Origin of the sequence: Nocardioides immobilis (assembly GCF_003515065.1) — a bacterium.
GTDB classification, from domain to species: domain Bacteria; phylum Actinomycetota; class Actinomycetes; order Propionibacteriales; family Nocardioidaceae; genus Nocardioides; species Nocardioides immobilis.
This window is the reverse complement of the sequence record NZ_QXGH01000018.1, coordinates 70277-93315: the sequence shown is the minus strand read 5'-3', so window position 1 is coordinate 93315 and position 23039 is coordinate 70277. Positions and strand designations below refer to the sequence as shown.

Sequence of the window (23039 nt, the reverse complement as noted above, 5' to 3'; positions counted from 1 at the left end):
ACAAGAAGGATGGAATGGACCATGTCTGGATTTGAAGGAAAGGTCGCCCTGATCACCGGGGCGGCCCACGGTCAGGGTAGGTCTCACGCGGTCCGGCTTGCACAGGAAGGTGCCGACGTCGTGATCGTCGACGTCTGTGCCCAGCTGCCTCGCGTGCCCTACCCGACCGGCACCCGAGCCGAGCTGGACGAGACCGCGAAGCTGGTGGAGGCGACCGGGCGGCGCGCGGTGGCGATGGCCGCCGACGTGCGTGATCCGTCGGCGATGGCTGAAGCGGTCGCCCTGGCCGAGGAGGAGTTCGGCCATCTCGAGATCGTGGTGGCGAACGCCGGGATCAACCTCTCCGGGCAGCCCACGCACGAGCTGGACGACGAGGCCTGGAGTCTGGTGGTCGACATCAACCTCACGGGGGTGTTCAACACGGTGAGGGCTGCTGTGCCTGCGCTGCTGCGTTCGCAGATGGCCAACAAGTCGATCATCATGACGAGCTCGGCGGCGGCCCTGCGTCCCCCGATAGGGATCGGGCAGTACAACGCCGCCAAGCTCGGAGTGGTGGGTCTGATGAAGACGATGGCGGCCGAGCTCGGGCCGTCCGGGATCCGTGTGAACAGCGTGAACCCCGCTGCTGTCGGCACCGACATGATCATGAACGAGGCGATCATGAAGAACTTCGTCCCGGAGAGCCCCGCCCCCACCATGGAGGAGTTCGCGGAGCGCGCCCAGTCCATGAACGCGCTGCCGATCCCGTGGCTGGAGGTCGTCGACGTGAGCAACGCGGTGGTCTGGCTGGCCTCGGACGAGGCCAGGTACATCACCGGGGTCGCTCTGCCCGTCGACCCCGGCGTCCTCGTCAAGTAGCGCGTCTGACCGCTACTTGCCCTCCCGTGGGGTCTTCTTCATGGCCGCGGACACGTCGGCGGAGGGAGCGCCCGGCACGTCCTGTAGGTAGAGGGAGCGCCACGCCATCTTGCCGTCCCTCATCTCGATCACGTCGACAGTTCTGATCACACCGCCCTCGAACGTCGACTCCATGGCCACGAACACCGTCGATCCTTGGGACAGCATCCGCTCGACCTTCGGCGGCTTGAGGTGCGGAGTGTGCTCGAAGCGCGTCTCGATGAGCTCTCGGATGTTGTCCCTGCCCTGGAACCGCTCCCCTGAGGGCAGGATGAGCACGGCGTCGTCGGCGTAGAGGTCGTACACCGCCGGGTCCTGCCGGAGATGCGCGCAAGGTACTCGTGGACTACCTCTTTGTTCGTGCTCGGCTCGGTCATCGGTCGATGTCGTTCTCGTGTGTGGCAGGTCGCGTGATTGCAGCGCGTCGGCTACGGCTGGAACCCGAGACTCCCGAAGAACGTGCGGATGTCGGCGACCACCGCCTGCGGCTCCTCTTGCGCCGTGAAGTGCCCCCCGGACTTCAGGAACGTGAGCCGCTGCAGGTTGAAGGTCTCCTCCATCCACTTCCGCGGCATGTACAGCACGTCGTCGGGTGCCAGCACGACCGCCGTCGGTGCGGCGACCAGGGGTGTCCCGTCGTGCGCCGGCTGCCACGGATGGTGGGCCGCTTCCCAGTAGTACCGCGCGGTCGTGACGAAGCTCTCGCCCACCCAGTACAGCATCGCGTTCGTGATGAGGTCGTCCTTGGAGAAACGAGACTCGATGTCGCCTTCGCAGTTGCTCCACCAGTAGCGCCGGTTGACCAACCACGCCAACAGGGCGACGGGGGAGTCGTGCATGCCGTAGGCCAGGGTCTGCGGCTCGACGGCTTGTACTGCCGCGTGACTCAACCCGTGGAGCATCCGCTTCTTCGAGTGAGCGAGGAGCTCGGCCTCATCCTCGGCGTAGGCGTCGTCACCGGGCAGGCCGCTCATCATGTCGAGCGGCATCGCGCCTGACATGTGGATGCCGATCATCCGCTGCGCGTACTTGTGCCCCAGCTGCGCCGTCACGAGCTGTCCCCAGTCGCCGCCGTGCGCTCCGAACTGCTCGTAGCCCAAGACATCCGTCATGAGCGTGGCCCAGAGGTCGGCTGTGCGCTCGAAGTTGATGCCGGTGGTCTCCAGGGGGGTCGAGAATCCGAAGCCTGGCAAGGAGGGGATGACGATGTCGAAGGAGTCGGACTCGCTCCCGCCGAATGCGACAGGATCGGTCAACGGTTCGATGACGCCTTCGAAGTCCCAGAAGGTCCAGGGCCATCCGTGACTGAGGATCAGGGGGGTGGGGTTCGGGCCCTTGCCCCGCTTGTGGAGGAAGTGGATCGGGGCGGAGTCGATCTTCACCTGGAAGTGGTCGTAGGCGTTCATCTTCGCCTCTTGAGCTCTCCACGAATACTCATGACGCCAGTACTCGACGAGCTCCTCCAAGAAGCTCCTGGGGGTGCCGTAGCGCCAGTCGTCGTTCTCCATGTCACGCGGCCACCGGACGCGGGAGAGTCTGGCGTCCAAGTCGTCCAGCGTCGCATCGGGGACCTGAATCGAGAAGGGCTGCACCGTCATGCTGACGGAGCCTAAGGGATCCATCTGACTTACGCTTGTTGTTGTGCCAAACAAGATGCACAATGGTCGACACAATGAACGTATTTCACGTCACACACGCGAACGGTGGAACGAGATGAAGCGGTACCAGGCATCCAGGCCGAGCCGGTTGAGGTCGGGCAGCAGGTCGAAGTCGTTGGGCGCGGTAGGTGCGGTGGTTGCGGCGCTCGTCCTCGCCGCCTGCGGTTCGTCCGAAGGAGGGTCCGACAGCAGCGGAGGGACCGCCGACCAGGACGCTCTGGATGAGCTGTTGAGCGAGAAGGTCGAGCTGCCCTATCCGACGACTCCGACGGAGATCGGCGAACACACCGTCAGCTTCATCACGAGTGGCGTCGCCGCCGGCGGCACTGCCGAGGTGCAGGCGGATCAGGTCAAGATCATCGAGGACGCCGGGTGGACGGTGGACGGGCCGTACGACGGCGAGTTCACCCCGAGCCTGCAGGGGACGCTGATCGAGCAGGCTGTGCTGCGGGGGGTAGACGGGATCATCTTGTACTCGATCCCCCCGGAGACCGTGCCCGCTGCCGTCAAGTCGGCTCAGGAGGCGGGGATCCCCATCGTGTGCAGCTTCTGTCAGCCGACGCAGCCGACAGAGGGCGTAACCCTGATCGGTGAGACCGCTGAGTCGCTGGTGACGCCCCAGATCCCGGTGATCCTGGCCGACCTCAACAAGGATGATGCGACCATCGTGGTGGTCAGGTTCGAGAACAACACCGTCGAGGCCAACACCTCGGAGCAGATCAGGCTGATCGAGGAGCAGTGCCCGGACTGCAAGGTCGAGACCATCGTCTTCTCGGTCTCGGATCTCGGCAAGCCCACGGTTCCGGCTTACGTCAACATGCTGCGTGAGTACCCCGAGGGCGAGCTCGATGCGGTCATCGCTCCCTTCAACCCGGCCGCAACGTCGCTGATCAACACGGCCGAACAGGCAGGCCGCGACGACTTCCGGATCCACGTGACCTTCGGCGACGCGGAGATCGGCCAGCAGATCGAGTCGGGCGAGCACGCTCCCCTGCTCGCCGGCAGTGTCATCGAATCGCCGATATTCAAGGGGTACGCCATCGTCGACGCCCTTGCCCGGGTCTTCAACGACCAGGAGGTGCCGGACTACAGCAACCTCCCGGGCGCGCCGATCATGCAGCAGAACGCCGGCGAGTACCTCAACGACGACGGGCGCTGGGAGACGGACGAGATGAAGGCCAAGTTCTACGAGCAGTGGGGCTTGAGCGACTGACGCTCCCACGAGCAGCACAGGAGGCCGGTCCCGCAGGTCGGGGCCGGCCTCCTGCGTTGGGATGAGGGTGGGCGCCGGTCGTCAGGGGCGCCCCTCAGCTCGCCGGGCGGGCGCGCACGTAGCGTCCGGGAGCCGGCTCCAGCGGCGGGTTGAGCTTCGAGCCGAGGGAGGCAGGGGCAGGCGCCCGGTCGCCCGCGTGCTGCTCGAACCAGTTTGCCCACGCCTCCCACCAGCTCCCTGAGTGACGCTCGGCGTTCGCGCGCCACTCCTCAGGGTCGGCCGGTGCCGTGTCGTTGGTCCAGTAGTGCGCCTTGGGGTTGCCCGGGGGGTTGACCAGGCTCGCGATATGGCCGGAGTAGCTCAGCACGAACGTCGGCTCGCCGCCCAGCATCTGGGTGGTGCGGTAGCAGCCCTTCCACGGTGTGAGGTGGTCGGTGAGCGCGCCGGTGACGAAGAAGGGGACCTTGACCCGCGTGAGGTCGATGGGTGTGCCCAGGACGGAGAGCCCGGCGCCGGTGACCAGCGAGTTGTCCCGGAAGATGTCGAGGAACTGGCCGTGCAGCCTGGCGGGGAGGTTGGTGCCGTCGGCGTTCCAGGCAAGGATGTCGAACGCGGGTGGCTTGTTGCCGAGCACGTAGTTGTTCACGACGTAGTTGAAGATCAGGTCGTTGGGGCGCATGAGCGTGAAGGCGGCGCCCATCTGCTGGCTGGTGATGACCCCGGTGCGGGCTGATCGGCGACGTGCGAGGCCGAGCAGGCCGCGGCTCTGGAAGGCGGCCAGCGGAGCGCGCAGCTCGAAGTCGAGGAGGGTGACGCCGTAGGACACCGAGTGCACCCGTTCGTCGCCGGTGGCGGCCATGTGGTTGAGCAGCGTGGTGGCAACGATGCCGCCCGCGCAGAAGCCGATGAGGTTGGCATCGGGCTGACCGGTGACCTCGAGCACGGTGTCGATCGCGGAGGAGACCCGTGCGGCGTAGTCGTCGAGACCCCAGTCGCCCTGCGACGGTCCGGGGTTGCGCCACGACATCAAGAACACCTGGAAGCCCTGGCTGGTGGCGTACTCCACGAAGCTGCGCCCGGGGCGCAGGTCGAGGAAGTAGAACCGCCCGATCGGCGGCGGGACGATCAGCAGGGGACGTGCGTGCACGGTCGCGGTCGTGGTCGTGTACTGCAGGACCTCGGCGATGTCGTCGCGGTCGATGACGGCGCCGGGGGACACAGCAACGTCTCGGCCCACTTCGAAGGGCTCCCTGTCGACCGTGGTGGGAAGCCCCTTGTTGTGGCGTACGTCGTGGGCGAAGTTGGCTGCTCCCTTGACGACGCTCCCGCCGCCGGTGTCGAAGGCGCGCTTGAGGCCCGCGGGGTTCGTGAAGATGAGGTTGGTCGGCGCGAGCGCGGCGAGGAGCAGCTCAGCGGCCAACCGGGCGCGCTCCACGCTGCGCGGGTCTTCGCCCGAGATGTCGAGGTCGTCGAGGAGGCGTCGTACGGAGTCCTGGCCGGCCAGGTACGCCTGCGCCAGCCGGCGGAAGATCGGGTTCTCGCTCCACGCCGGGTCTGCGAACCGTCGATCCTTGCCCGGCGTGATCGTGGAGCGACCGGCCAGGACGCGGAGCAAATCCGACGGCACCCGCTTCACTTCGGCTTTCAAGGCGGGACGAGGGATCAGCAGCACCCGCGCCAAGGCTCGGGTTGCTTGCCCCATGCTCGGTATCCCGACGACCTCACCGCCAGCGACCGCCGCAGGATCGGGTTTGGATTCGACGGTCATCACGTCGTCCTTTCCCTCACGAGGTCGGCGCTGGGGGCACCGACCCCAGAGATCAGTGAAGCAAGTGATTGGTGCACTTGATCCTATTCTCTGCGGTGAGACCCAGCAATGGTCTGCGGCGCGGTGTTCAAGCCCTCTCCTGCGGCCGCGGGCCCGGCTCGATAGGATCGTTTGATCCGATCGAGGAAGGCGTTCCAGTGGGCAGGCGGAGTGACATCGACGGACGCGAGCTCCTGGTCGCGGCCGCGTTGCGACTGTTCGCGACCCACGGCGTCGATGCCGTCTCGATCCGGGCAGTGAACCGCGAGGCCGGGCTGGGCCCGGCGTCGGTGCACTATCACTTCGGCACCAAGGAGGCGCTGGTCGAGGCCGTACTGGCCCGGCATGGAGGAGTGGTCGCCGCGGAGCTCAAGGCGCAGGCCGAACGCCTGGTGTCCTCGACTGGCGTCACGGACGCCCGCGACCTCGTCGAGATGCTCGCCCAGCCCTACCTCGACCTGGTCGCGGCCCACTCCGAGACCGGGCCGCAGTGGGTGCGGCTCGTCAGCAGGCTCGTGGAGGACGACCCCGGGCGCATCCTCGACGGCCCGTCCGCTCGGTCGACGCGGGACGCTGCGGCTCGGGTCTTCCCCGATGCGACGCCGGCAGAGGTGGACCGGGCGCTGCGCATGTGCGTGACGATGCTCCTGAACCAGCTCGCCCGAGCAGGAACGGGCAGTGACCGGGCAGCCGCCGACGCAGAGCTGCTGTTCGAGTTCCTCAGCGCCGGCCTCGAGGCCGTGCTGCGGCCAGGGCTCGCGACCGAGTCGGCCTGAACCAGCTCGAACGATGCTTGTTCGTCGTCAGCCGCGGACCGGAGCAGTCGACAGGTAGGAGACCGAGGCCAAGCGTTCGCGGTCGACCGATAACGGCGACGCGTCATCGCGGGTGTCGACCACCTCGACGACCCGCCTGGCGAACTCGTGGTGGAGCGCGACCAGCCGCTCGACCGTCTCGTAGGTCTCCTCCATGACCTCCGCGGGATCGACGATGCGCTCGAGGAGGTCGAGCTGGAGGTGGCGCAGCCGGCTCGCCCGGCCGACGAGAGAGCCGGGGGACCCCAGCGCCCGGTCCAGCGCTCCGATCGCGGCCGCCTGGGTGGTCCGGGCGGCCGCGACCGTGAATCGGCCCAGCTCGTGGTGCCACGTCGAGACCCAGCCCATGACGGGCCTCCGTTTCGTTGTGCTGTCAGAATGAATCAAGTGAACCAATCCTAGGGCCAACCAGCATGTCGAGCACCCGTGTCCGTCCGATTGGGTGCGGGGACGATGAGCAGGGAATCGAGGAGACCGCCATGCTCTACGAGGCCTACGAGCTGCGCCGTACGGCGCTAGACCTGTGGATCGAGGGTCTGGAGGTGCCGGTCGCGGGCTTGCGCTGCCTGCCGGCGTCGCTGCGTGCGTCCTACGGCGTCCGGGCGGCGCTCGCGGCTGCCGACGTCGTGGGCGCGCTCCGACTGACTCACGACCGCCCCGACTTCGGGGTCCGCTCGGTGATGTCCGGAGGCGTCGACGTCGACGTGCACGAGGAGCTCGTGGCCCGCACGCCGTTCGCGTCGCTGATCCGGTTCGCCAAGGCCGACGGCAGCTCGCGCGCCCAGCCGAAGGTGCTGATCGTGCCCGGCCTCGCCGGCCACTTCGCGACGCTGGTCCGAGCGACGGTGTCGACCATGCTCGCCGACCACGACGTCTACGTGGCCGACTGGCACAACGCCCGGGACGTCCCGGCCTCAGCTGGTCCGTTCGGCCTGGACGACTACATCGCCCATCTCGTGGACTTCCTGCGCGAGATGGGACCGGGCACCCACGTCTTGTCGGTGTGCCAGCCCGCCGTCGCGTGCCTGGTGGCCGCATCGGTGATGACGCAGGACGGCGACCCCGCCCGGCCGAGCAGCCTGATGCTCCTCGCGGGCCCCGTCGACACCACGGTCAACCCGAGCCGGATCAGTCGGTTCGCCCAACGGCAGTCGATCCCGATGCTGGGCCGCACCATGCTCCACGACGTACCGAGACAGTTTGCCGGTGCCGGCCGTCGGGTCTACCCCGGCTTCGCGCAGGTGAGCGGCTTCATGGCGATGGACCCGCGTCGTCACGTCGACGCTTTTCGAGGGCTCTTCCGCGACCTCACCCGGGGCGATGCCGAACAAGCACAGAAGACTCTGGACTTCTATCGGGAGTACTTTGCGGTCCTCGACATCGCGGGAGAGTTCTACCTCGAGACCGCGCAACGGATCTTCCAAGACAACGACCTGCCGCAGGGCAGGTTCACCTGGCGGGGTCGGGCAGTTGACCCGTCGCTGATCGACTCCGCGCTGTTCACCATCGAGGGTGCGCTGGACGAGATGTGCACCCCCGGGCAGACCCATGCCGCGCACGCGCTGTGCACGGGGATCCCGCCAGGACGTCGACGCCACCTCCTCCAAGAAGGGGTAGGGCACTACGGGGTGTTCGCCGGGTCGACCTTCGAGCGCGAGATCTACCCCCAGATCCGCGACTTCGTCGCCGAGGCGGCCCTGCCACCGGCGGGTGAGGACTGAGGCTGCCGAGTGACGTCACCCCGCCCGGGCCCGGTCGAGCGCGAACCGCTCGAACCAGGCCAACAGCTCGGGGTGGTCGATCGATCCCGTGGAGACCGTCTCGGCGGCAGAGCGGCCCTGGAGGATCCGCTTGACGGGGATCTCCAGCTTCTTGCCGGTCAGGGTTCGCGGCAGGCCGGGGACCTCGATGATGGCATCCGGCACGTGGCGCGGCGAGAGCTCGGCGCGAATGGTGGAGCTGAGCCGCTCACGGAGTCCGTCGTCGATGACCGCGCCCTCGCTTGGCACGATGAACATCGGCATGTAGTACTCGCCGTCCGGCAGCTCCACGCCGACGACCAGGCTGTCCGCCACCTCGGCCTGGCCCTCCACCAGGGTGTAGATGTCGGCTGAGCCCAGCCGGACCCCACCGCGGTTGAGGGTCGCGTCGGACCGTCCGAGCACCTGCACCGTGCCGTCGGTGTCGATGACGATCCAGTCGCCCTGCGACCAGATCCCGGGGTACGCCGAGAAATAGACTGCGCGCAGCCGGGCGCCGTCCGGGTCGTTCCAGAACTCGACCGGCATGGAGGGCATCGGGGTGGTGACCACGAACTCGCCCACGCCACCCACCACTTCCTGGCCGGACTCGTCGTACGCATGGGCGTCGACCCCGAGCCAGCGACCGGAGATCCGCCCGAAGCGGACCGGCAGCAGCGGGCTGCCGCCGAAGAAGACCGTGCACACGTCGGTGCCGCCACAGATCGCGTCGATGCGTGCGCGCGCCGGCAGCTCGTCGACCAGCCACTGCCAACCGCCCAGCGGCAGCGGCGCGCCGGTCGGGATGACTGTCCGCAAGCAGTGCAGGTCGAGATCGCCGAGCCGAACGCCTGCCTTGGCGCACGCGTTGGCGTAGGCCGCCCCCATCCCCAGCACGGTGGCGCGCACCTCGGCTGCCCGTCGCCACAACCGGTCGACCCCGTCATGGCTCGGGCTGCCGCTGTACAGGACGATCGTCGCGCCGTGGAGCAGGCCGCCGACCAGGAAGTTCCACGCCATCCAGCTCGTCGAGCTGTGGAAGAAGTAGCGATCGCCGGGGCCGAGGTCCAGGCAGAGCCCTAGGGACTTCAGGTGCTCCAGCAGGATGCCGGCGTGCGACTGCACGATCCCCTTCGGCTTCCCGGTCGTGCCGGAGGAGAAAAGGATCCACAGCGGGTGGTCGGCGTCCACGTGGACGGGCTCGAGCGCACGGGGCACGGCCACCAGGTCCTCGTACAGCAGGGTGTGAACCAGGGAGGGCAGCGGCTGGTCCTGCTGTGAGCGCACCAGGATCGTGCGCCGCACCGAGGGAAGCGACTCGACCAACTCGGCCACGGTGTCGGTGCGGTCGTGGTGCCGGCCGTTGAAACGGTAGCCGTCGACCGCGACCAGCACCGTCGGCTCGACCTGTCCGAGGCGGTCCAGGACGCTGCGGGTTCCGAAGTCAGGCGAGACCGCGGTCCACACAGCGCCGATGCCGGTGGTCGCCAGCATCGCGACCACAGCCGCCGGGATGTTCGGAAGATAGCCCGCGACGCGGTCCCCTGGGCGCACGCCCAGCTCGCGCAGGGCGGCTGCGAAGGCGCCCACCTGGCCGCGGAGGGCTCCCCAGGTCATCTCCTCGGGCGCGCCGTCCTCGTCGAGCGCCACGACCGCCACCGCGTCGTCGGCACCGGTCCGCAGCACGTGGGCCGCGTAGTTCAGGCGAGCACCGGTGAACCACCGCGCGCCCGGCATGTCACGGTCGGTGAGCACCCGCTCGTAGGGGACGCTCGCCTCCACCTCGAAGTAGGCCCACACGGCCGCCCAGAACTCCTCGGGCTCCTCGACCGACCAGCGCCACAGCTCCTCGTACCCCTCGACGGCTTGCTCGCGCTCGCGGCGCAGCCACTCCAGGAAGCGGCCGACCTGTGACCCGGCGGCGTCCCGTGGGTCGGGGGACCAGACCAGCCGCGCCGCCCCGTCATCTCGGTGGCGCGGGTCGGCCTGCGCGTCGGTTTGGGCGCCGGCGTCCTCGAGTGGCGATTCCGTGAGCGGCGAGTTCATGACGGGCAAGTATGGCGGCGGGGCAAACCCAAAGCAATCAAGTGATTGATTCGAGTGACAGACTGGGCGCATGGACGTCGGACCCCGGCCGGAACGCCGGCTCGTGAAGGTAGGGCCAACCGAGATCCGGGTCCATCTCCGGGGCTCAGGCCCCGAGCTCGTCCTCCTCAACGGCATCGGCGGCCACATCGGCATGTGGGAGCCGTTGGTGGCCGAGCTGCAGGGCGCCCGGCGGCTGGTCATGTTCGACGCTCCCGGGGCCGGCTCGACCGACCCGCTGCCGCGACGAGTCCGGATGAAGGGTCTGGCCTCGATCGTGGTGGAGATCCTCGACCAGCTCGGGCTCCAGCGGGTCGACCTGCTCGGCTACTCCTGGGGCGGAGCGCTCGCCCAGCAGGTCGCCCGCGACGCCCACCACCGGGTCCGCCGACTCGTCCTCGCCTCGACCGTCCCTGGGACCGGTGGACGCCCGCCGTCGTTGAAGGTGGTCCTCGCGATGCTCAGTCCGACCAGGTTCTCCACGCCAGAGAAGACGCGCGAAGCAGCTGCGGTCATCTACGGCGGCGACTACCGCAACGGGCAGCTGGACGGCAGGGGCGCCCTGCGGCTGTGGAACGACAAGCCGCCCACTGCAGCCGGCTACGCACAACAGCTGTACGCCATCACTGGCTGGACCAGCCTGCCGTGGCTCGGTCAGATCCGGGCGCGCACGCTCATCCTCAGCGGTGACGACGACCCGTTGGCACCTGCCTTCAACGCGCGGCTGATGGCGCGCCTCCTGCGCCGGGCCGAGCTGCACCTGGTACCGGGGGGCGGCCACCTGTGGCTGCTCGACCATGCGCCCGAGAGCGCCCGCGTTGTCGAGGCGTTCCTCGCGAGCTCTTGACCCGCCTCGATGGCTCCGGCGCTCAGCGACCGGTTGGGGAACTATTGACCTTGTCAGAACATGCCAGATTGTGTACATTCCAAGCAGTTCCTGGGTGCGGAGGTCCCGGCGGTCCTCGAGGCGATCCGTCGAGTCCGCCCCGGATGCTCCGAGTGCGTGCAACGAGCACCGAGCCGCCAACCAGAGAAGGGTGTGACCCCGTGAGTGCAGAGGCTGCCCGACGCTCGAACTTCAAGTTCGCGACGCAGTTCGGGACGATGTGCGTCCTGGACTTCATCAGCACACCCGCCGCCTGCCAGCTCGCTCGCGACGTCGAGGCGCTGGGATTCGGCTCGATCTTCCTCCCCGAGGGCGCCGGCAAGGAGTCCTTCAGCCAGGCCGCTGCGATGTTGTCCGCCACCGACCGGATCGTCGTCGGCACCGCGATCGCGAACATCCACATCCGCGATGCGGTCGCGGCTGAGGCTGCGGCGCGGGCACTGCATGCCATGTACCCCGACCGGTTCGTGCTCGGTCTGGGGGTGAGCCACCCGCAACAGGTCGAGGGCAGGCTCAGCCTCAACTACGGAAAGCCGCTGTCCGCGATGCGTTCGTACCTGGAGAGGATGGACGCAGTCCCGAGCTTCATCGACGAGGAGGCGGGCCGTCCGCCGCGGTTGCTGGCCGCGTTAGGGCCCAAGATGATCGAGCTCTCAGGGCGCGTGGCGGATGGAGCGATCCCCTACCTGGTGCTCCCGGAGCAGACAGCGCACACCCGGGAGATCGTCGGCCCGGACGCGCTGGTGGTCTCGGAGGTCGGCGTGACCCTGGGGGATGACGCCGCGACCAACCTCAGGCGATCGCACGCGCATCTCAGCGTTTACGACGGGCTGGAGAACTACCGCGCTTCGTGGCGCCGGCAGGGCTTCGACGACACCGACTTCGTCCCCGGGGGGTCAGATCGGCTGGCTGAGGCACTCGTCGGCCTGGGACCTGACGGTGCGAAGGCTGCGCTCGACGCGCACCTCGACGCCGGCGCCGACCACGTCATCGCCCAGGTCCTGGGTGACGAATTGGCCTCCGATCCCCGGCCTGGGCTGGAGCGACTGGCCGCCGTCCTGGGCCTCAGTGCGCGCTGACGGGCACGGTTCCGGCCGAGTCGCAGATGCCGCCCGGACCGCTCCTGCCACGATCACCGGTGAACGAACGCAAAGGATCGGTGGATGAACCCGTCGCCTGAAAACGAAGACATCGTCCGCCAGTACTTCGACCGGATCTTCCGGCGCGACCCTTCGGTGTACGACCTCTATGCCGAGGACGCGCTCTTCGTCATGCCCACGGGTGAGCGGATCGAAGGCAGGGAGGTGATTCGAGCCCATATCGATGCCCGGTTCCAGAACACGCCTCACCTCGATCCCGTGACCCTGCTCGCAGTGCTGTCAGCCGGGTCGACCGTTGCGGTCGTGCTCGAGGCGACGTTCGACGAGGGTGTGTTCAAAGGTGTCGACGTGTTCGAGCTCGAGGACGGGAAGATCCAGGTCCTGAGCATCTATCACCAGGCGTGAAGCGGGTCTTGGCGACCTGGTCGGCTGGGACCTCCTTGGTCCAGTGCGAGTCGTGCGGGAAATCTCCGAGGGCCAGCTCGTCGTAGCCGAACGCGAACTGACGATCGGTCAGCCTCTCGCCCGTGAAGAGCTCCATCAGCCGACGCGCCTCCTCCTTCGAGGGCAGCTCCGGCTCCGCATGGGGACGCGACTCGAAGTATCGGAGAGCCGCCTCCTTGACCCGCTCGCCGTCGGCGTCCGAGACGCGGTAGGTGTGGGCGAGACCGGTGCCGTTCGGCACCTTCTCGACCTACATCGCAGCCAACGTCTCGTCGCCGGTGGCCTGGATCAACGCCACTTGCAGCGCGTTGAGGTCAGCGCCCTCGATCGCCTCGCGAACCAGCGAGGCGGACGACAACTGATGCGAATGATGTTGCACCGGCCGCGTGGGTACTACTTGATCCGCGCGCCGGCGTCGATCGGCAGGGCGACCCCCGTGACGTAGCGGGCCTCGTCGGACGCCAGCCAGATGACGGCGTTGGTGATGTCGATCGGCTGAACCCAGGGGATGGGCATCGCGTTGATGAGCTGCGCCCGGGAGGCGAACTCCTCGTGCGTCGGCTGCGGGCTCTCAGGAACGAAGTTCCTCATGAGTGCCTCGTTCATGATCATGGGCGTCTCCACCGCGGACGGATTGAGGGTGTTCACCCGCACGCCGTGCGGTGCCAGCTCGAGAGCCATGGTCTGCATGAGTGCCACGACCCCGGCCTTGGCCGCGTTGTAGTGCGCGATCCCGCTGTACGGACGGAGGGCTGCCACCGAGCTGGTCATGATGATCGACCCGCCGCCCGCCCGCAGCAGGGCAGGGACGGTGCTGCGGGCGGTGTGCCACACACCCGTCAGGTTGATGTCCAGCATCAGCTGCCATGCCTCGTCCGGGATGTCCTGCGCCGGGGCTCCGTCGAGGTTGACCCCGGCATTGGCGACCACGATGTCGATGCGGCCGAAGTGCTCCTCGCCAGCCACCGCTGCCGCGCTGATGGCAGCGCCGTCGCGCACGTCCGCGACGATGCCGATCGCCTGGCGCCCCGCCTCTTGCACCAGCGCGACGGTCTCGTCGAGCTCCTCCTTGGTGCCGAGGGCGTAGGGCACCAGGGGGATCTGGCCGCAAACATCGACGGCGATGATGTCGACGCCCTGCTTGGCCAGACCCACGGCGTGCGAGCGTCCCTGCCCGTGCGCCGCCCCGGTGACGAAGGCGACCTTGCTCTCGAGTCCGCTCATGGACGTCCTTATGCGTGAGAGGTGGGAGAGGGGCGCGTTCTCAGCCGAGCTCCACCCGCACGCCGCTCACCTCGCGGGTCATGCCGGTGTGATAGTGCACCTCGGCGTCAGGCGCCAGCCTGAACTGGGGGAACGCCGCGATGAACTCCTCCACGGCGACCCTGATCTCCAAGCGGGCGAAGTGGGATCCCAGGCATCGGTGGATGCCGGCTCCGAAACCGAGATGACCCTGCGACTGGCGGTGGATGTCCACGGTGAGCGGGTCGTCGAACACCCGCGGGTCCTGGGACGCTGGTCCGTATCCGAGCATCACCCGGTCCCCCGGCTTCAACTGCTGGCCGTGCAGCTCCACCGGACGGGTCACCCGTCGACCGTTCCCGATGTTGGGCGGGAACCGGCGGATGAACTCCTCGACGGCGGCCGGGATGAGGCTCGGGTCGTCCACGAGCTCGGCCAGCAGGTCAGGGTGGGTGGCGAGGTACCGCAGGGACTGCGTGATGCCCGTGGCGGAGGTGTCGAGGCCACCCACGATCAGCAAGGAGAGCGTGTTGCACTTGTCTTCCCAGGACGCCGGCTCTCCATCGACCTCCAGCGTCAGCAGGGCATCCATAGCCATCGTTCGAGGACTTCCCGAGTCCAAGTGTTCGCTCAAGATCTGGCTGCAGTAGTCGTTGTAATCGACCAGGGCCTGGTCGTCGAAGGGCGGCAGGAGCCATCCATCGATCAGCCGCAGCATCTTCGGGACGACCTCGGGCGAGAGCCCGAGAATGCCTTTGAAGAACACCCGGGCGATGTAGGCGCGGGCGTAGTCAGGGCCGATGTCGCAGCGGCCGGCCCCTCGAAAGGAGTCGATGAGCGCCCGCGCTTCCTCACGCATCATCGGTTCCAGTGGCCCGACTGCCCGCGGAGCGAACACCTTCAGGAACGGTTGGCGGAACTGCTCGTGGAGCGGAGGGTCCACAGCGGTCGGTCTGAAGTGCGCTCCGTCCTCACTCCAGGGGATCGTGCCGCCGGCGCTCGAGAAGGTCTTCCAGTCGTTCGCGGCCTCCCTGACGTCCTCGTGACGAGTCAGGAGCCATGCTCCACTGGCATTGACCAGGGGACGCCGCTCGAGCAGCTCGGCCATGACCTCGTCGAATTTCTCGTTCGTCTCCGGGCTGAAGTAGTCCAGCTCCGTGTCGGTGGAGTCTCCGCTGATGGGCATGATCAGTCTCTTTCCGAGTCTTAGGGCCGCGCCAGCCATCGACCCCGTCGTCGGAGGAGGGCAGCACCGGGCGGTGGGCTTCGGTGGATACAATCTTACATGCATTACGCGGGGGTGGCTATGCCTAAATGCATGCCGGAACGTGTACTCTTGGGTTACTGCTCAACATCTCTGGAACGGAGCCCGTTGTGGTCGACGACCCCTTGGTCGATGCCTTGTATCGACTGATAAGGACCGGCGAGCTGTCGCCCGGCCAGCGGGTGGATCAACGCGTGATCTCAGAGCGCCTCGAGGTGAGCCGGACACCCTTGCGAGAGGCCCTGCGGGCGCTGGCGGGCGACGGCATCCTGACCCGGACGCCCAACGCGGGCTACGCGGTGACCAAGCTCAGCGCGGCCGAGCTCATCCAGTACTACTCGATCCGCGCCTTCTTGGAGAAGGAGGTGCTGGGCTCCCTCGCGTGGCCGTCGGCCGACCAGCTCGACGACCTGCGCGACTGCAACGAACAGTGCCGCACCGCTGCGGAGGCGGGCGCGCTCGAAGATCTTCTCGCCGCCAACATGGCCTTCCACTTCACGATCTTCCGGTGGTCGACGCTGACGATCATGGTCAAAGAGATCGAGCGGATCTGGCGGGTGTCCGACCCTTACCGAGCTCTCCACCTGTCCAACCGGGACCGCCGGTCGAACGTCGCGCATGACCACGATCGGATGATCGAGGCGGTCGCCGCGCAGGACGCCCCCTTGCTGATCGAGCTGCAGGACGCTCATCGGGCGAGCTCTCGGATGCTGCTGCAGGACATGCTGGGCAACGGGCTGCCGCCGGGGTTCATGACGCTGCCTCAGTCAGCTGGCGACTTGGCGGTTCGCTCCTAGGAGGCTGCGGGGATCTACCCGCTCACTCGATCAGGAAGAGCAGAAACGATGGAACCTTCCCTGCAGCGCTTCATCGACCAGGCTGCGATACGCGACCTCCACTACCGCTACTGTCGTGGCGTCGACCGGATGGACTTCGAACTGGTGCGTTCCTGTTTCCATCCCGACGCGGCAATCGACCAGCATGGCATATTCGTGGGCGGCGTCGACGACTTCATCGCCTGGACGAAGGTAGGTCTCCCCACCTTCGAGACCACAACGCACTTCACCGGCAATCAGCTGGTCGAGGTCGACGGAGATGTTGCGCGCGCAGAGCATTACGTGAATGCCTTTCATCGCCCCTTTCCCAAAGCGGGGGAGCCCGCTCGCGACCTCATGTGCCACCTGCGCTACCTGGATCGGTTAGAGCGACGGGGCGGTGAGTGGCGGATTGCTGATCGCGTGGTCGTGGTCGACTCGGAACGGTCCGCACCTCCTGGCGATGCGTGGTTGGGCGACCTCCCGCCCGAGAGCCGGGGCAAGCGCGGCGACTTGGCGGACCGCGTCTACCGACTGTGAGCGCTTCGCGACGTCACCATGCCGCGTTCAGGATGTCGACGACGGTGCGCGGGGCGGGGCGGTCCGGTCCGCGAGCGTAGGCGAAGTCCTGGGTTGCCTCCCGCGCCAGGTCCTCGAGGCCCTCACGGCGCAGACCCAGGTCCCGGAGCCGGACCGGCGCAGCAGCGGCCGCGAGCAGTTCGCGGACCCGGTCGACCACCTGGTCCGTCGCGCACGACAGGGCATCGGCAACGAGTTCAAGGGCCGACGGGGCGGGGGGCACGTGCTCGAGGACGTACGGCAACAGTGCTGCGTCCGCGAGGCCGTTGTGCACCCCGAGCTGATGTCCGAGCGTATGGGACAGGGCTGCGGTGAGGCCGCCGCCGGCCGCGTCGGTCCCCTCGCCCACCAGGATGCTGACCAAGGCAGCCTGCATGCGGCGGTGCGGCGTGGCGGTCTCTCCGGCCAGGGTGGGGAGCAGGTCGGCCAGCTGGCGGATCGCATGAGTGAGCACAGCGTCGGAGAACAGGTGGGAACGGGCTGAGCACAACCCTTCGACCGCCATCACGAAAGCGTTGAGCGATGCCTGGAGCGTCAGGGTGGGAGGGCTCGAGGACAGGTACTCGGGGTCGAGGAGGATCGACCGCGCACGGGTCTGCGGGTCGAACATCGTCAAGCGCGCCCCGCTCCCAGGGACGGTGACGGCCGTGCCTGCCTTGCTCGCGGCCGTGGTCGGGGTGGTGGGCACCGCGATGATCGGAAGCTTGGGTGCGTCGAGCCGGACGCTGATCGCCGTGCCGTCCGCCGCGTAACGCGTCGCCAGGCTCTGGAGGGGACGGCTCTCGCCATGGAGGATGGAGGCGGCCCGTGCCGTCACGAAAGCCGAGCCGCCACCGACAGCAACGATGGAGTCCGCACGGGTGCGCCGGAGAGCGTCGACGACGACTTCCACCCTGCTCAGCGGGCTGTGGGATCGAACCTCGGTGCTGATGCCACCCACCAGGGCTTCCAGCACGTCCGCGAGCCGAGGGATCAGGCGAGGGTGGCGCCCTACCGACCCGCCGCAGAGGATCAGGGGTCGCTGCGCCCCGGCCCGGGCCAGCTCGCCGGGCAGGCGGACGATCGTGTCGTCGCCCCAGAGGAGCCGCTGGGCAGGCCGCCGGTACAGCACTTGCATGTGTCGTCTCCCCGCCGCCACTTCCCGTGAATGGTATAGTCGGCACTATCGCATGCAACTATGCATTTGCGATACTGAGCGTGTCGCCGTCGAATCCGAGGGCAAGGCCCGCTCGCTGAGGGCCACCCGCTGAGTGTCATCGCCTGGGATGACGGCAGCTGGTGGCCCACAGTCCGGTGGTCGTGAAGGAGGTGGAGTGAGTGGCAGATCCAGAACCGCACCGGGGCTGGGAGCACGCCGTGACGGCGCCCGAGCCTAGGACGGACGACCGGGGGGCCCGCCGGGCAACGGCATGGGTCGACCCGCAGCTGCGTCCAAGCCTGGCCGCCTACCGGACGGCCGTCGGCGACGGCGGGGTGAGCGGGATCACCGACGTCGGCGAGCGCCGAGCACTGCACGCCCGCCTTTCGCGGCAGGCTGCGGGTGACAGGTCGATCCCCGGCAACGTGACGGCGACCGACCACGAGGTCGCAGGTGTGGACGGTGGTCCCGCGGTGCGGGTCCGGGCGTACACGCCTGGGAATGAGTTGGGCGCACCTCTCTCGGCGTGGCTCTACGTGCACGGAGGCGGCCTGAGCGTCGGCGACCTCGACAGCTCACACCTGGCGGCTGCGAACCTGGCGGCGGACGCTGGAACCGTCGTGCTCTCGGTGGACTACCGGCTGGCGCCGGAAACAGTCTTCCCGGGCGCGCTGGACGACTGCGCGGCAGCCCTGAGGTGGCTGCACGATCAGGCGGACCTGCTGGGGGTGGATCGCCGGCGGATCGGGGTCTATGGAGTCAGCGCCGGCGGTGCCTTGGCTGCGGCCCTGGCGCAGCGCTCGCGTGACGGTCAGGCCGCGCCGATCGCCAAGCAGGTCCTGGTCTACCCGATGCTGGACGATCGGGCGGCGGCCTCGACGACCCCCGAGGCCCCCGAAGGCACTTGGAGCTGGGCGTCCAACGCGAACGCCTGGGACATCTACCTCGGCCCCGAGGTGGATCGCGGGGCACCACCGCCGCACGCGATCCCGGCTCGCGCGGCGTCGCTGCGCGGGCTGCCGCGCACCTACCTGGAGGTCGGGAGCGCCGACGTCCTCGCCGTCGAGGTCATCACGTACGCCGCGCGGCTGGTCGGCGACGGGGTGCCGACCGAGCTCCACGTCCACCCGGGCGCCTTCCACGCGTTCGACGTCATCGCGGTGGCATCAGAGGTGGCAGCAACCGCACGCGCCCAGCGAATCCGCGCCGTGGTCGAGCTGTGAGAAACCCCGAGCAAGCAACCCGCGTCAGCGACCGTCACACCCAAGGAAACTCATGACCCAGACCGAAGAAACCTTCTCGCCCTCCACGTCGATCGACGCGGAGAGCATCGCGAGTGCGTGGCTGTACAGCTTCGCCCAGGCCGTCGAGTCGGGCAACGTCGCCGACGTGGTGGGCCTCTTCGCCGAGAGCTCGTGGTGGCGCGACGCGGTCGTCCTGAGCTGGAACCTCAGGACGCTCAAGGATCACGAGGGCATCCAGGCCTACCTGGCGGAGCATCTCGAGGGCGCGGCTCTCCGGGAGATCGAGCTGTGGGACGGCGCAAAGCCGGCGTACAACGGTCCCGACGACGGGTCAGGCTACGTCGAGGTCTTCTTCCGCTTCCGGACCGCCTTTGGGTGGGGCTTGGGCGACGCCCGGCTCAAGCGCGGCGAGGAAGGCGAGTGGGCGGCCTGGACGGTGATGACCTCCCTGCAGGAGCTCGACGGCTTCGAGCTCGCGGTGGGTGCGAACCGGCGCGAGGGTGAACGGATCCCGAAGCAGTCATGGTCGGAGCTGCGCCGTCGGGTCCAGGAGTTCGAGGACGAGGATCCGCAGGTGATCATCCTTGGTGGCGGGCAGGGTGGACTCACCGCGGCTGCCTACCTGGAGCTGATGGGCGTCAGGGCTCTGGTCATCGAGAGGAACGACAGGGTCGGTGACGTCTGGCGGAAACGGTACGACTCCCTGGTGCTCCACGATCCGATCTGGCTCGACCAGATGGCGTTCATGCCCTATCCCGAGGCGTGGCCGGTCTACACGCCGAAGGACAAGGTCGGGGACTGGTTCGACATGTACGCCCAGGCGATGGACCTCAACGTCTGGACCGGCTCGGAGATGACCGGCTGCACGTACTCGGAGGACACTCGCGAGTGGACCGTGGAGGTGCGTCGCAGCAACGGTGAGACCCGAACGGTGAGGGCACCGCACTTCATCCTCGCCACCGGCGTCTTCACTGACCCGCACATCCCGGACATCGAAGGGATGCACGACTTCGAGGGTGTGGTCCGGCATACGACCACTCATGGCAGCGGCAAGCCGTGGGCAGGCAAGCGAGCACTCGTCGTCGGGACCGGCAACAGCGGCAACGACGTCGCCAAGGACCTGGCCGACCACGGTGCGAAGGTGGACATGCTGCAGCGGACGCCTACCTACGTGATCACGCAGAAGGACGGGCTCTCGGCCGTTCACGGCACGGCGTACCTCCCGTCCGGTCCGGGTGTGCAGGTCGCCGACCTGATGAACCTCGCGACCCCCTACCCGGTATCGATCCAGAACGCTCCGGCGATCGCCAAGATCGCGGGGGAGCGCGATCAGAAGCTCTTGAAGGACCTGGAGGCAGTCGGATACCGCATCGACGACGGCCAGGAGAGTGGCGGCATGATCGGCCTCGGGCTGCGCTCCGGCGGCGGCTTCTGTATCGACGTCGGATCATGTGACTACATCGTTGACGGCCGCATCGGGGTCGTCTCGGGCGAGCTCGCCCGGTTCACCAAGACCGGGATCGAGCTGACCGACGGCAGATCGTACGACTACGACCTGGTCGTGATGGCCACCGGGTTCAAGAACATGCGCGAGAGCGCGCGGCGGATTGTGGGGGATTCGGTCGCCGACCACATCACACCCATCTGGGGGCTCGACGAGGAGGGCGAGCTGCAAGGCTTGTGGAGGCCGACCGGTCACCCGGGCTTCTGGGTCACCGGCGGAAGCTTCTCCTATGCCCGCATCTACTCGCGTTTCCTGACGATCCAGATCGTGGCGGAGCTGTCCGGCAAGAAGAAGTAGCGCCAACGCCCCTCAGCGCCCAGGAGCGCCCCTGTCCTGCCGACAAGGGCGCTTCTCCGTTGCTCGGTCAGGCCCGATTAACCGGGCTTGTGCATGTCATTCTGCATGTCGACGGTCGCCCTCATCTTGACGCCCCGAGTTTTTGCATGCAGAATCGTAGTCCAACTGGACGGAGAGTTCATTGTCAGCCGTTTTGCTCCGCGAGGTCCGCGACGGAGTGGTCCTCCTGACCCTCAATCGCCCGGAACAGCGGAATGCGGTGAACCAGGAGTTGCGCACCGCGCTCGCCGAGGCGATGCACGACTTCGCTGTCGATGACGATCTGCGCGTCGCCATCATCACCGGGTCGGGCGATCGCTCCTTCTGTGCGGGCGCCGACCTCAAGGAGATGGCCGGCAACAAGACGAAGCAGCCGCCCCGCGACTACTTCGCCGAGTTCGGGCCCGACGACTTCCTGCCGAAGCCGGTGATCACGGCGGTTAACGGAACCGCCTATGCCGGCGGGTTCCGGATGGCCCAGTTCGGTGACCTGTGTCTTGCATCCACTACGGCCTCGTTCGCGATCTCCGAGGCCAAGTGGAGTCGTGGAGCGCCGTGGGCCGCACCGCTCACGCGCATGCTGCCGCGGCGGGTCCTGGCCGAGCTGCTCCTGACCGCCCAGCCGATCACGGCCCAGCGCGCCTACGAGGTGGGGCTCGTCAACGAGATCGTCGAGCCGGCCGACCTCGTCCCGCGTGCCTGGGAGGTGGCGAGGACGATCGCCGACAACGCGCCTCTGTCGATCGCCGCGTTCAAGTGGCTGATGCGCGTCGGTGGCGAGGCAGGCGTCGGTGCAACGAGCGCGGTGGCGTCCGAGATCTTCCGCCACGTCTACGACAGCGAGGACGCGATCGAGGGACCTCTCGCCTTCCGCGAGGGGCGCAAGCCGAACTGGAGGAACCGATGACCCGCGCCGTGCGCATCGGCGGCGGCCTCGGCTACTGGGGCGACGACACCACGGCCCCGGGCCGGCTCGTGCGCGAGGCGGACCTGGACTACCTGGTGATGGACTTCCTCGCCGAGGTCACGATGTCGATCCTGAGCAAGCAGATGGGCCGCAACCCCGACGCTGGCTATGCCAGCGACATCCTCCCGATCCTGCGTGACTGCTTGGCCGACGCGGTCGAGCAGGAGATGAAGATCGTCTGCAACGCCGGCGGCATGAACCCCACGGGGTGCGCCCGGGCGGTGCGAGAGCTCGCTGTCGAGCTGGGACTGGGAGACGCTGTCACGGTCGCTGCCGTCACCGGTGACGACGTGCTGCCGCAGCTCGCGGACTTCGCCCAACGGGGCGTGGACCTGTCCAACACGGAGACCGGGGAGCCCTACGCGGCGGTTGCTGACCGGCTGGCGAGCGCGAACGTCTACGTCGGAGCCGAGTCGGTCGTCGAGGCCCTGCAGCAGGGCGCCAACGTCATCGTCACCGGCCGGGTCGCCGACCCGTCGCTCACGCTGGGCGTTCTCCGCTTCGAGCACGGCTGGAAGGACGACGACTGGGACCGCCTCGCGGCCGGCATCGTCGCCGGCCACCTCATCGAGTGTGGAGCTCACGTGACCGGCGGCAACCACCAGGCGGCGTGGGAGCACGTCCCCGACATGGGCGACATCGGCTTCCCCGTGGTCGAGGTCGACGCCGACGGTCGCATCGAGCTGAGCAAGACGCCGAACAGCGGCGGTCTCGTCGACGAGCAGACCACCATCGAGCAGCTCCTCTACGAGATCGGCGATCCGCGCGCCTACCTGACGCCGGACGTGACCGCCGACTGGACGACGATGACCGTCCGCCAGATCGGGAAGGACCTGGTCGAGATCACCGGCGTCACGGGTCATCCGCGCCCCGAGACCCTGAAGGTCTCGGCCAGCTACGACGACGGCTACTCGGCGAGCTCGCTGATGCTCTACTCCGCCCCCGATGCCGTCGGTCGAGCACGCAAGGCCAAAGAGATCCTCCAGTTCCGGCTCGACCGGCTCGACCTCGACCTCGACGAGGTCCGCTGGGACTTCATCGGCCTCGGCGCGGTGCACGAGCGCCGTACGCCCCGGACCTACCAGGGCGAGCCCAGCGAGGTGGTACTGCGGTTCGCGGCGCGCTCGGCATCGCGGCAGGCGCTGGCGCGGGCTGCGGTCGAGCTGAGCACCGTGTTCCACGGGCCGCCGGGCAAGACCACGCTCACCGCCGGCCGGGCCCGCCCGTCGTCAGTGCTGAGCTACTGGCCGATGCTCGTCCCCCGCGAGCTGGTTTCCACCTCCGTCGAGCTCTTCAAGGAGTGACC

The 23039-nt window shown here is 68.0% G+C and carries 21 protein-coding genes; 13 read left to right on the top strand and 8 right to left on the bottom strand.

What is annotated here, in order from left to right; all coding sequences use genetic code 11:
* Positions 1-21: 21 nt before the first annotated feature.
* Positions 22-858 (top strand): mycofactocin-coupled SDR family oxidoreductase, encoded by an 837-nt coding sequence (locus D0Z08_RS15050; RefSeq protein WP_118926067.1) that lies wholly within the window; start codon positions 22-24, stop codon positions 856-858.
* A 12-nt stretch (positions 859-870) separates the two neighbouring features.
* Here D0Z08_RS15050 and D0Z08_RS32140 read toward each other — a convergent pair whose 3' ends face one another.
* Positions 871-1203: a nuclear transport factor 2 family protein gene (locus D0Z08_RS32140; protein WP_182481316.1), complete on the bottom strand. Its 333-nt coding sequence runs from the start codon at positions 1201-1203 to the stop codon at positions 871-873.
* A 122-nt stretch (positions 1204-1325) separates the two neighbouring features.
* On the bottom strand, positions 1326-2495 hold the full coding sequence (locus D0Z08_RS15040; protein WP_118926065.1) for an epoxide hydrolase family protein: 1170 nt from the start codon (positions 2493-2495) through the stop codon (positions 1326-1328).
* Positions 2496-2784: 289 nt separating this feature from the next.
* Between D0Z08_RS15040 and D0Z08_RS15035 the strand changes: the two genes are divergently transcribed.
* Positions 2785-3768, top strand: coding sequence for a sugar ABC transporter substrate-binding protein (locus D0Z08_RS15035; RefSeq protein ID WP_182481315.1), 984 nt, complete (start codon positions 2785-2787; stop codon positions 3766-3768).
* 94 nt (positions 3769-3862) lie between these two features.
* Here D0Z08_RS15035 and D0Z08_RS15030 read toward each other — a convergent pair whose 3' ends face one another.
* A complete protein-coding gene (locus tag D0Z08_RS15030; protein ID WP_118926063.1) occupies positions 3863-5536 on the bottom strand; it encodes a PHA/PHB synthase family protein in 1674 nt (557 codons plus the stop codon).
* 197 nt (positions 5537-5733) lie between these two features.
* Between D0Z08_RS15030 and D0Z08_RS15025 the strand changes: the two genes are divergently transcribed.
* Positions 5734-6351 carry a TetR/AcrR family transcriptional regulator gene (locus D0Z08_RS15025; protein WP_118926062.1) on the top strand — a complete coding sequence of 206 codons (618 nt, stop codon included), beginning with the start codon at positions 5734-5736 and terminating at the stop codon, positions 6349-6351.
* A 27-nt stretch (positions 6352-6378) separates the two neighbouring features.
* On the opposite strand, the gene D0Z08_RS15020 is transcribed toward D0Z08_RS15025, so the two are convergent.
* On the bottom strand, positions 6379-6738 hold the full coding sequence (locus D0Z08_RS15020) for a hypothetical protein (RefSeq protein WP_118926061.1): 360 nt from the start codon (positions 6736-6738) through the stop codon (positions 6379-6381).
* Between the two features lie 131 nt (positions 6739-6869).
* Between D0Z08_RS15020 and phaZ the strand changes: the two genes are divergently transcribed.
* Positions 6870-8111, top strand: a complete 1242-nt coding sequence (phaZ, locus tag D0Z08_RS15015; RefSeq protein ID WP_118926145.1) for a polyhydroxyalkanoate depolymerase — start codon at positions 6870-6872, stop codon at positions 8109-8111.
* 15 nt (positions 8112-8126) lie between these two features.
* Here the strand turns inward: phaZ and D0Z08_RS15010 are convergent, their stop codons facing one another.
* Positions 8127-10175: an acetoacetate--CoA ligase gene (locus D0Z08_RS15010; RefSeq protein ID WP_118926060.1), complete on the bottom strand. Its 2049-nt coding sequence runs from the start codon at positions 10173-10175 to the stop codon at positions 8127-8129.
* 70 nt (positions 10176-10245) lie between these two features.
* Here D0Z08_RS15010 and D0Z08_RS15005 point away from each other — a divergent pair, with 70 nt between their 5' ends.
* The 3 genes from D0Z08_RS15005 to D0Z08_RS14995 all read left to right on the top strand — a co-directional run bounded on the left by D0Z08_RS15005 (position 10246) and on the right by D0Z08_RS14995 (position 12605).
* Positions 10246-11061, top strand: a complete 816-nt coding sequence (locus tag D0Z08_RS15005; protein ID WP_118926059.1) for an alpha/beta fold hydrolase — start codon at positions 10246-10248, stop codon at positions 11059-11061.
* Positions 11062-11261: 200 nt separating this feature from the next.
* Complete coding sequence (locus tag D0Z08_RS15000) at positions 11262-12179, top strand: TIGR03620 family F420-dependent LLM class oxidoreductase (protein ID WP_220454193.1); 918 nt, start codon at positions 11262-11264, stop codon at positions 12177-12179.
* An 84-nt stretch (positions 12180-12263) separates the two neighbouring features.
* A complete protein-coding gene (locus D0Z08_RS14995; protein ID WP_118926058.1) occupies positions 12264-12605 on the top strand; it encodes a nuclear transport factor 2 family protein in 342 nt (113 codons plus the stop codon).
* 432 nt (positions 12606-13037) lie between these two features.
* Here D0Z08_RS14995 and D0Z08_RS14990 read toward each other — a convergent pair whose 3' ends face one another.
* Together D0Z08_RS14990 and D0Z08_RS14985 are read right to left on the bottom strand one after the other, a co-directional pair.
* Entirely contained in the window at positions 13038-13868 is an 831-nt protein-coding gene (locus D0Z08_RS14990) for a mycofactocin-coupled SDR family oxidoreductase (RefSeq protein ID WP_118926057.1), read from the bottom strand.
* A 40-nt stretch (positions 13869-13908) separates the two neighbouring features.
* Entirely contained in the window at positions 13909-15072 is a 1164-nt protein-coding gene (locus D0Z08_RS14985; RefSeq protein ID WP_182481314.1) for a cytochrome P450, read from the bottom strand.
* A gap of 128 nt (positions 15073-15200) precedes the next feature.
* Here D0Z08_RS14985 and D0Z08_RS14980 point away from each other — a divergent pair, with 128 nt between their 5' ends.
* Together D0Z08_RS14980 and D0Z08_RS14975 are read left to right on the top strand one after the other, a co-directional pair.
* Positions 15201-15947, top strand: coding sequence for a GntR family transcriptional regulator (locus D0Z08_RS14980; RefSeq protein WP_182481313.1), 747 nt, complete (start codon positions 15201-15203; stop codon positions 15945-15947).
* 48 nt (positions 15948-15995) lie between these two features.
* Positions 15996-16505 carry a nuclear transport factor 2 family protein gene (locus D0Z08_RS14975; protein ID WP_118926054.1) on the top strand — a complete coding sequence of 170 codons (510 nt, stop codon included), beginning with the start codon at positions 15996-15998 and terminating at the stop codon, positions 16503-16505.
* 13 nt (positions 16506-16518) lie between these two features.
* On the opposite strand, the gene D0Z08_RS14970 is transcribed toward D0Z08_RS14975, so the two are convergent.
* Complete coding sequence (locus tag D0Z08_RS14970) at positions 16519-17661, bottom strand: iron-containing alcohol dehydrogenase family protein (RefSeq protein WP_118926053.1); 1143 nt, start codon at positions 17659-17661, stop codon at positions 16519-16521.
* A 200-nt stretch (positions 17662-17861) separates the two neighbouring features.
* On the opposite strand from D0Z08_RS14970, the gene D0Z08_RS14965 reads away from it, so the two are divergent.
* From D0Z08_RS14965 to D0Z08_RS14950, 4 genes are all read left to right on the top strand, one after another.
* Entirely contained in the window at positions 17862-18905 is a 1044-nt protein-coding gene (locus tag D0Z08_RS14965; RefSeq protein WP_118926052.1) for an alpha/beta hydrolase, read from the top strand.
* A gap of 52 nt (positions 18906-18957) precedes the next feature.
* Positions 18958-20727: a flavin-containing monooxygenase gene (locus tag D0Z08_RS14960; protein ID WP_118926051.1), complete on the top strand. Its 1770-nt coding sequence runs from the start codon at positions 18958-18960 to the stop codon at positions 20725-20727.
* Between the two features lie 217 nt (positions 20728-20944).
* Complete coding sequence (locus D0Z08_RS14955) at positions 20945-21673, top strand: enoyl-CoA hydratase/isomerase family protein (RefSeq protein ID WP_281271738.1); 729 nt, start codon at positions 20945-20947, stop codon at positions 21671-21673.
* A complete protein-coding gene (locus D0Z08_RS14950) occupies positions 21670-23037 on the top strand; it encodes an acyclic terpene utilization AtuA family protein (RefSeq protein ID WP_118926049.1) in 1368 nt (455 codons plus the stop codon). Before D0Z08_RS14955 ends, D0Z08_RS14950 begins: the two co-directional genes overlap by 4 nt.
* Positions 23038-23039 lie beyond the last annotated feature (2 nt).

Coding starts and splice junctions, on each gene's coding strand:
- D0Z08_RS15050 (WP_118926067.1), top strand. CDS start 22: ATGTCTGGATTTGAAGGAAAGGTCGCCCTGATCACCGGGGCGGCCCAC.
- D0Z08_RS15040 (WP_118926065.1), bottom strand. CDS start 2,495: ATGACGGTGCAGCCCTTCTCGATTCAGGTCCCCGATGCGACGCTGGAC.
- D0Z08_RS15030 (WP_118926063.1), bottom strand. CDS start 5,536: ATGACCGTCGAATCCAAACCCGATCCTGCGGCGGTCGCTGGCGGTGAG.
- D0Z08_RS15020 (WP_118926061.1), bottom strand. CDS start 6,738: ATGGGCTGGGTCTCGACGTGGCACCACGAGCTGGGCCGATTCACGGTC.
- phaZ (WP_118926145.1), top strand. CDS start 6,870: ATGCTCTACGAGGCCTACGAGCTGCGCCGTACGGCGCTAGACCTGTGG.
- D0Z08_RS15010 (WP_118926060.1), bottom strand. CDS start 10,175: ATGAACTCGCCGCTCACGGAATCGCCACTCGAGGACGCCGGCGCCCAA.
- D0Z08_RS15005 (WP_118926059.1), top strand. CDS start 10,246: ATGGACGTCGGACCCCGGCCGGAACGCCGGCTCGTGAAGGTAGGGCCA.
- D0Z08_RS14995 (WP_118926058.1), top strand. CDS start 12,264: ATGAACCCGTCGCCTGAAAACGAAGACATCGTCCGCCAGTACTTCGAC.
- D0Z08_RS14990 (WP_118926057.1), bottom strand. CDS start 13,868: ATGAGCGGACTCGAGAGCAAGGTCGCCTTCGTCACCGGGGCGGCGCAC.
- D0Z08_RS14985 (WP_182481314.1), bottom strand. CDS start 15,072: ATGCCCATCAGCGGAGACTCCACCGACACGGAGCTGGACTACTTCAGC.
- D0Z08_RS14980 (WP_182481313.1), top strand. CDS start 15,201: ATGCATGCCGGAACGTGTACTCTTGGGTTACTGCTCAACATCTCTGGA.
- D0Z08_RS14975 (WP_118926054.1), top strand. CDS start 15,996: ATGGAACCTTCCCTGCAGCGCTTCATCGACCAGGCTGCGATACGCGAC.
- D0Z08_RS14970 (WP_118926053.1), bottom strand. CDS start 17,661: ATGCAAGTGCTGTACCGGCGGCCTGCCCAGCGGCTCCTCTGGGGCGAC.
- D0Z08_RS14960 (WP_118926051.1), top strand. CDS start 18,958: ATGACCCAGACCGAAGAAACCTTCTCGCCCTCCACGTCGATCGACGCG.
- D0Z08_RS14950 (WP_118926049.1), top strand. CDS start 21,670: ATGACCCGCGCCGTGCGCATCGGCGGCGGCCTCGGCTACTGGGGCGAC.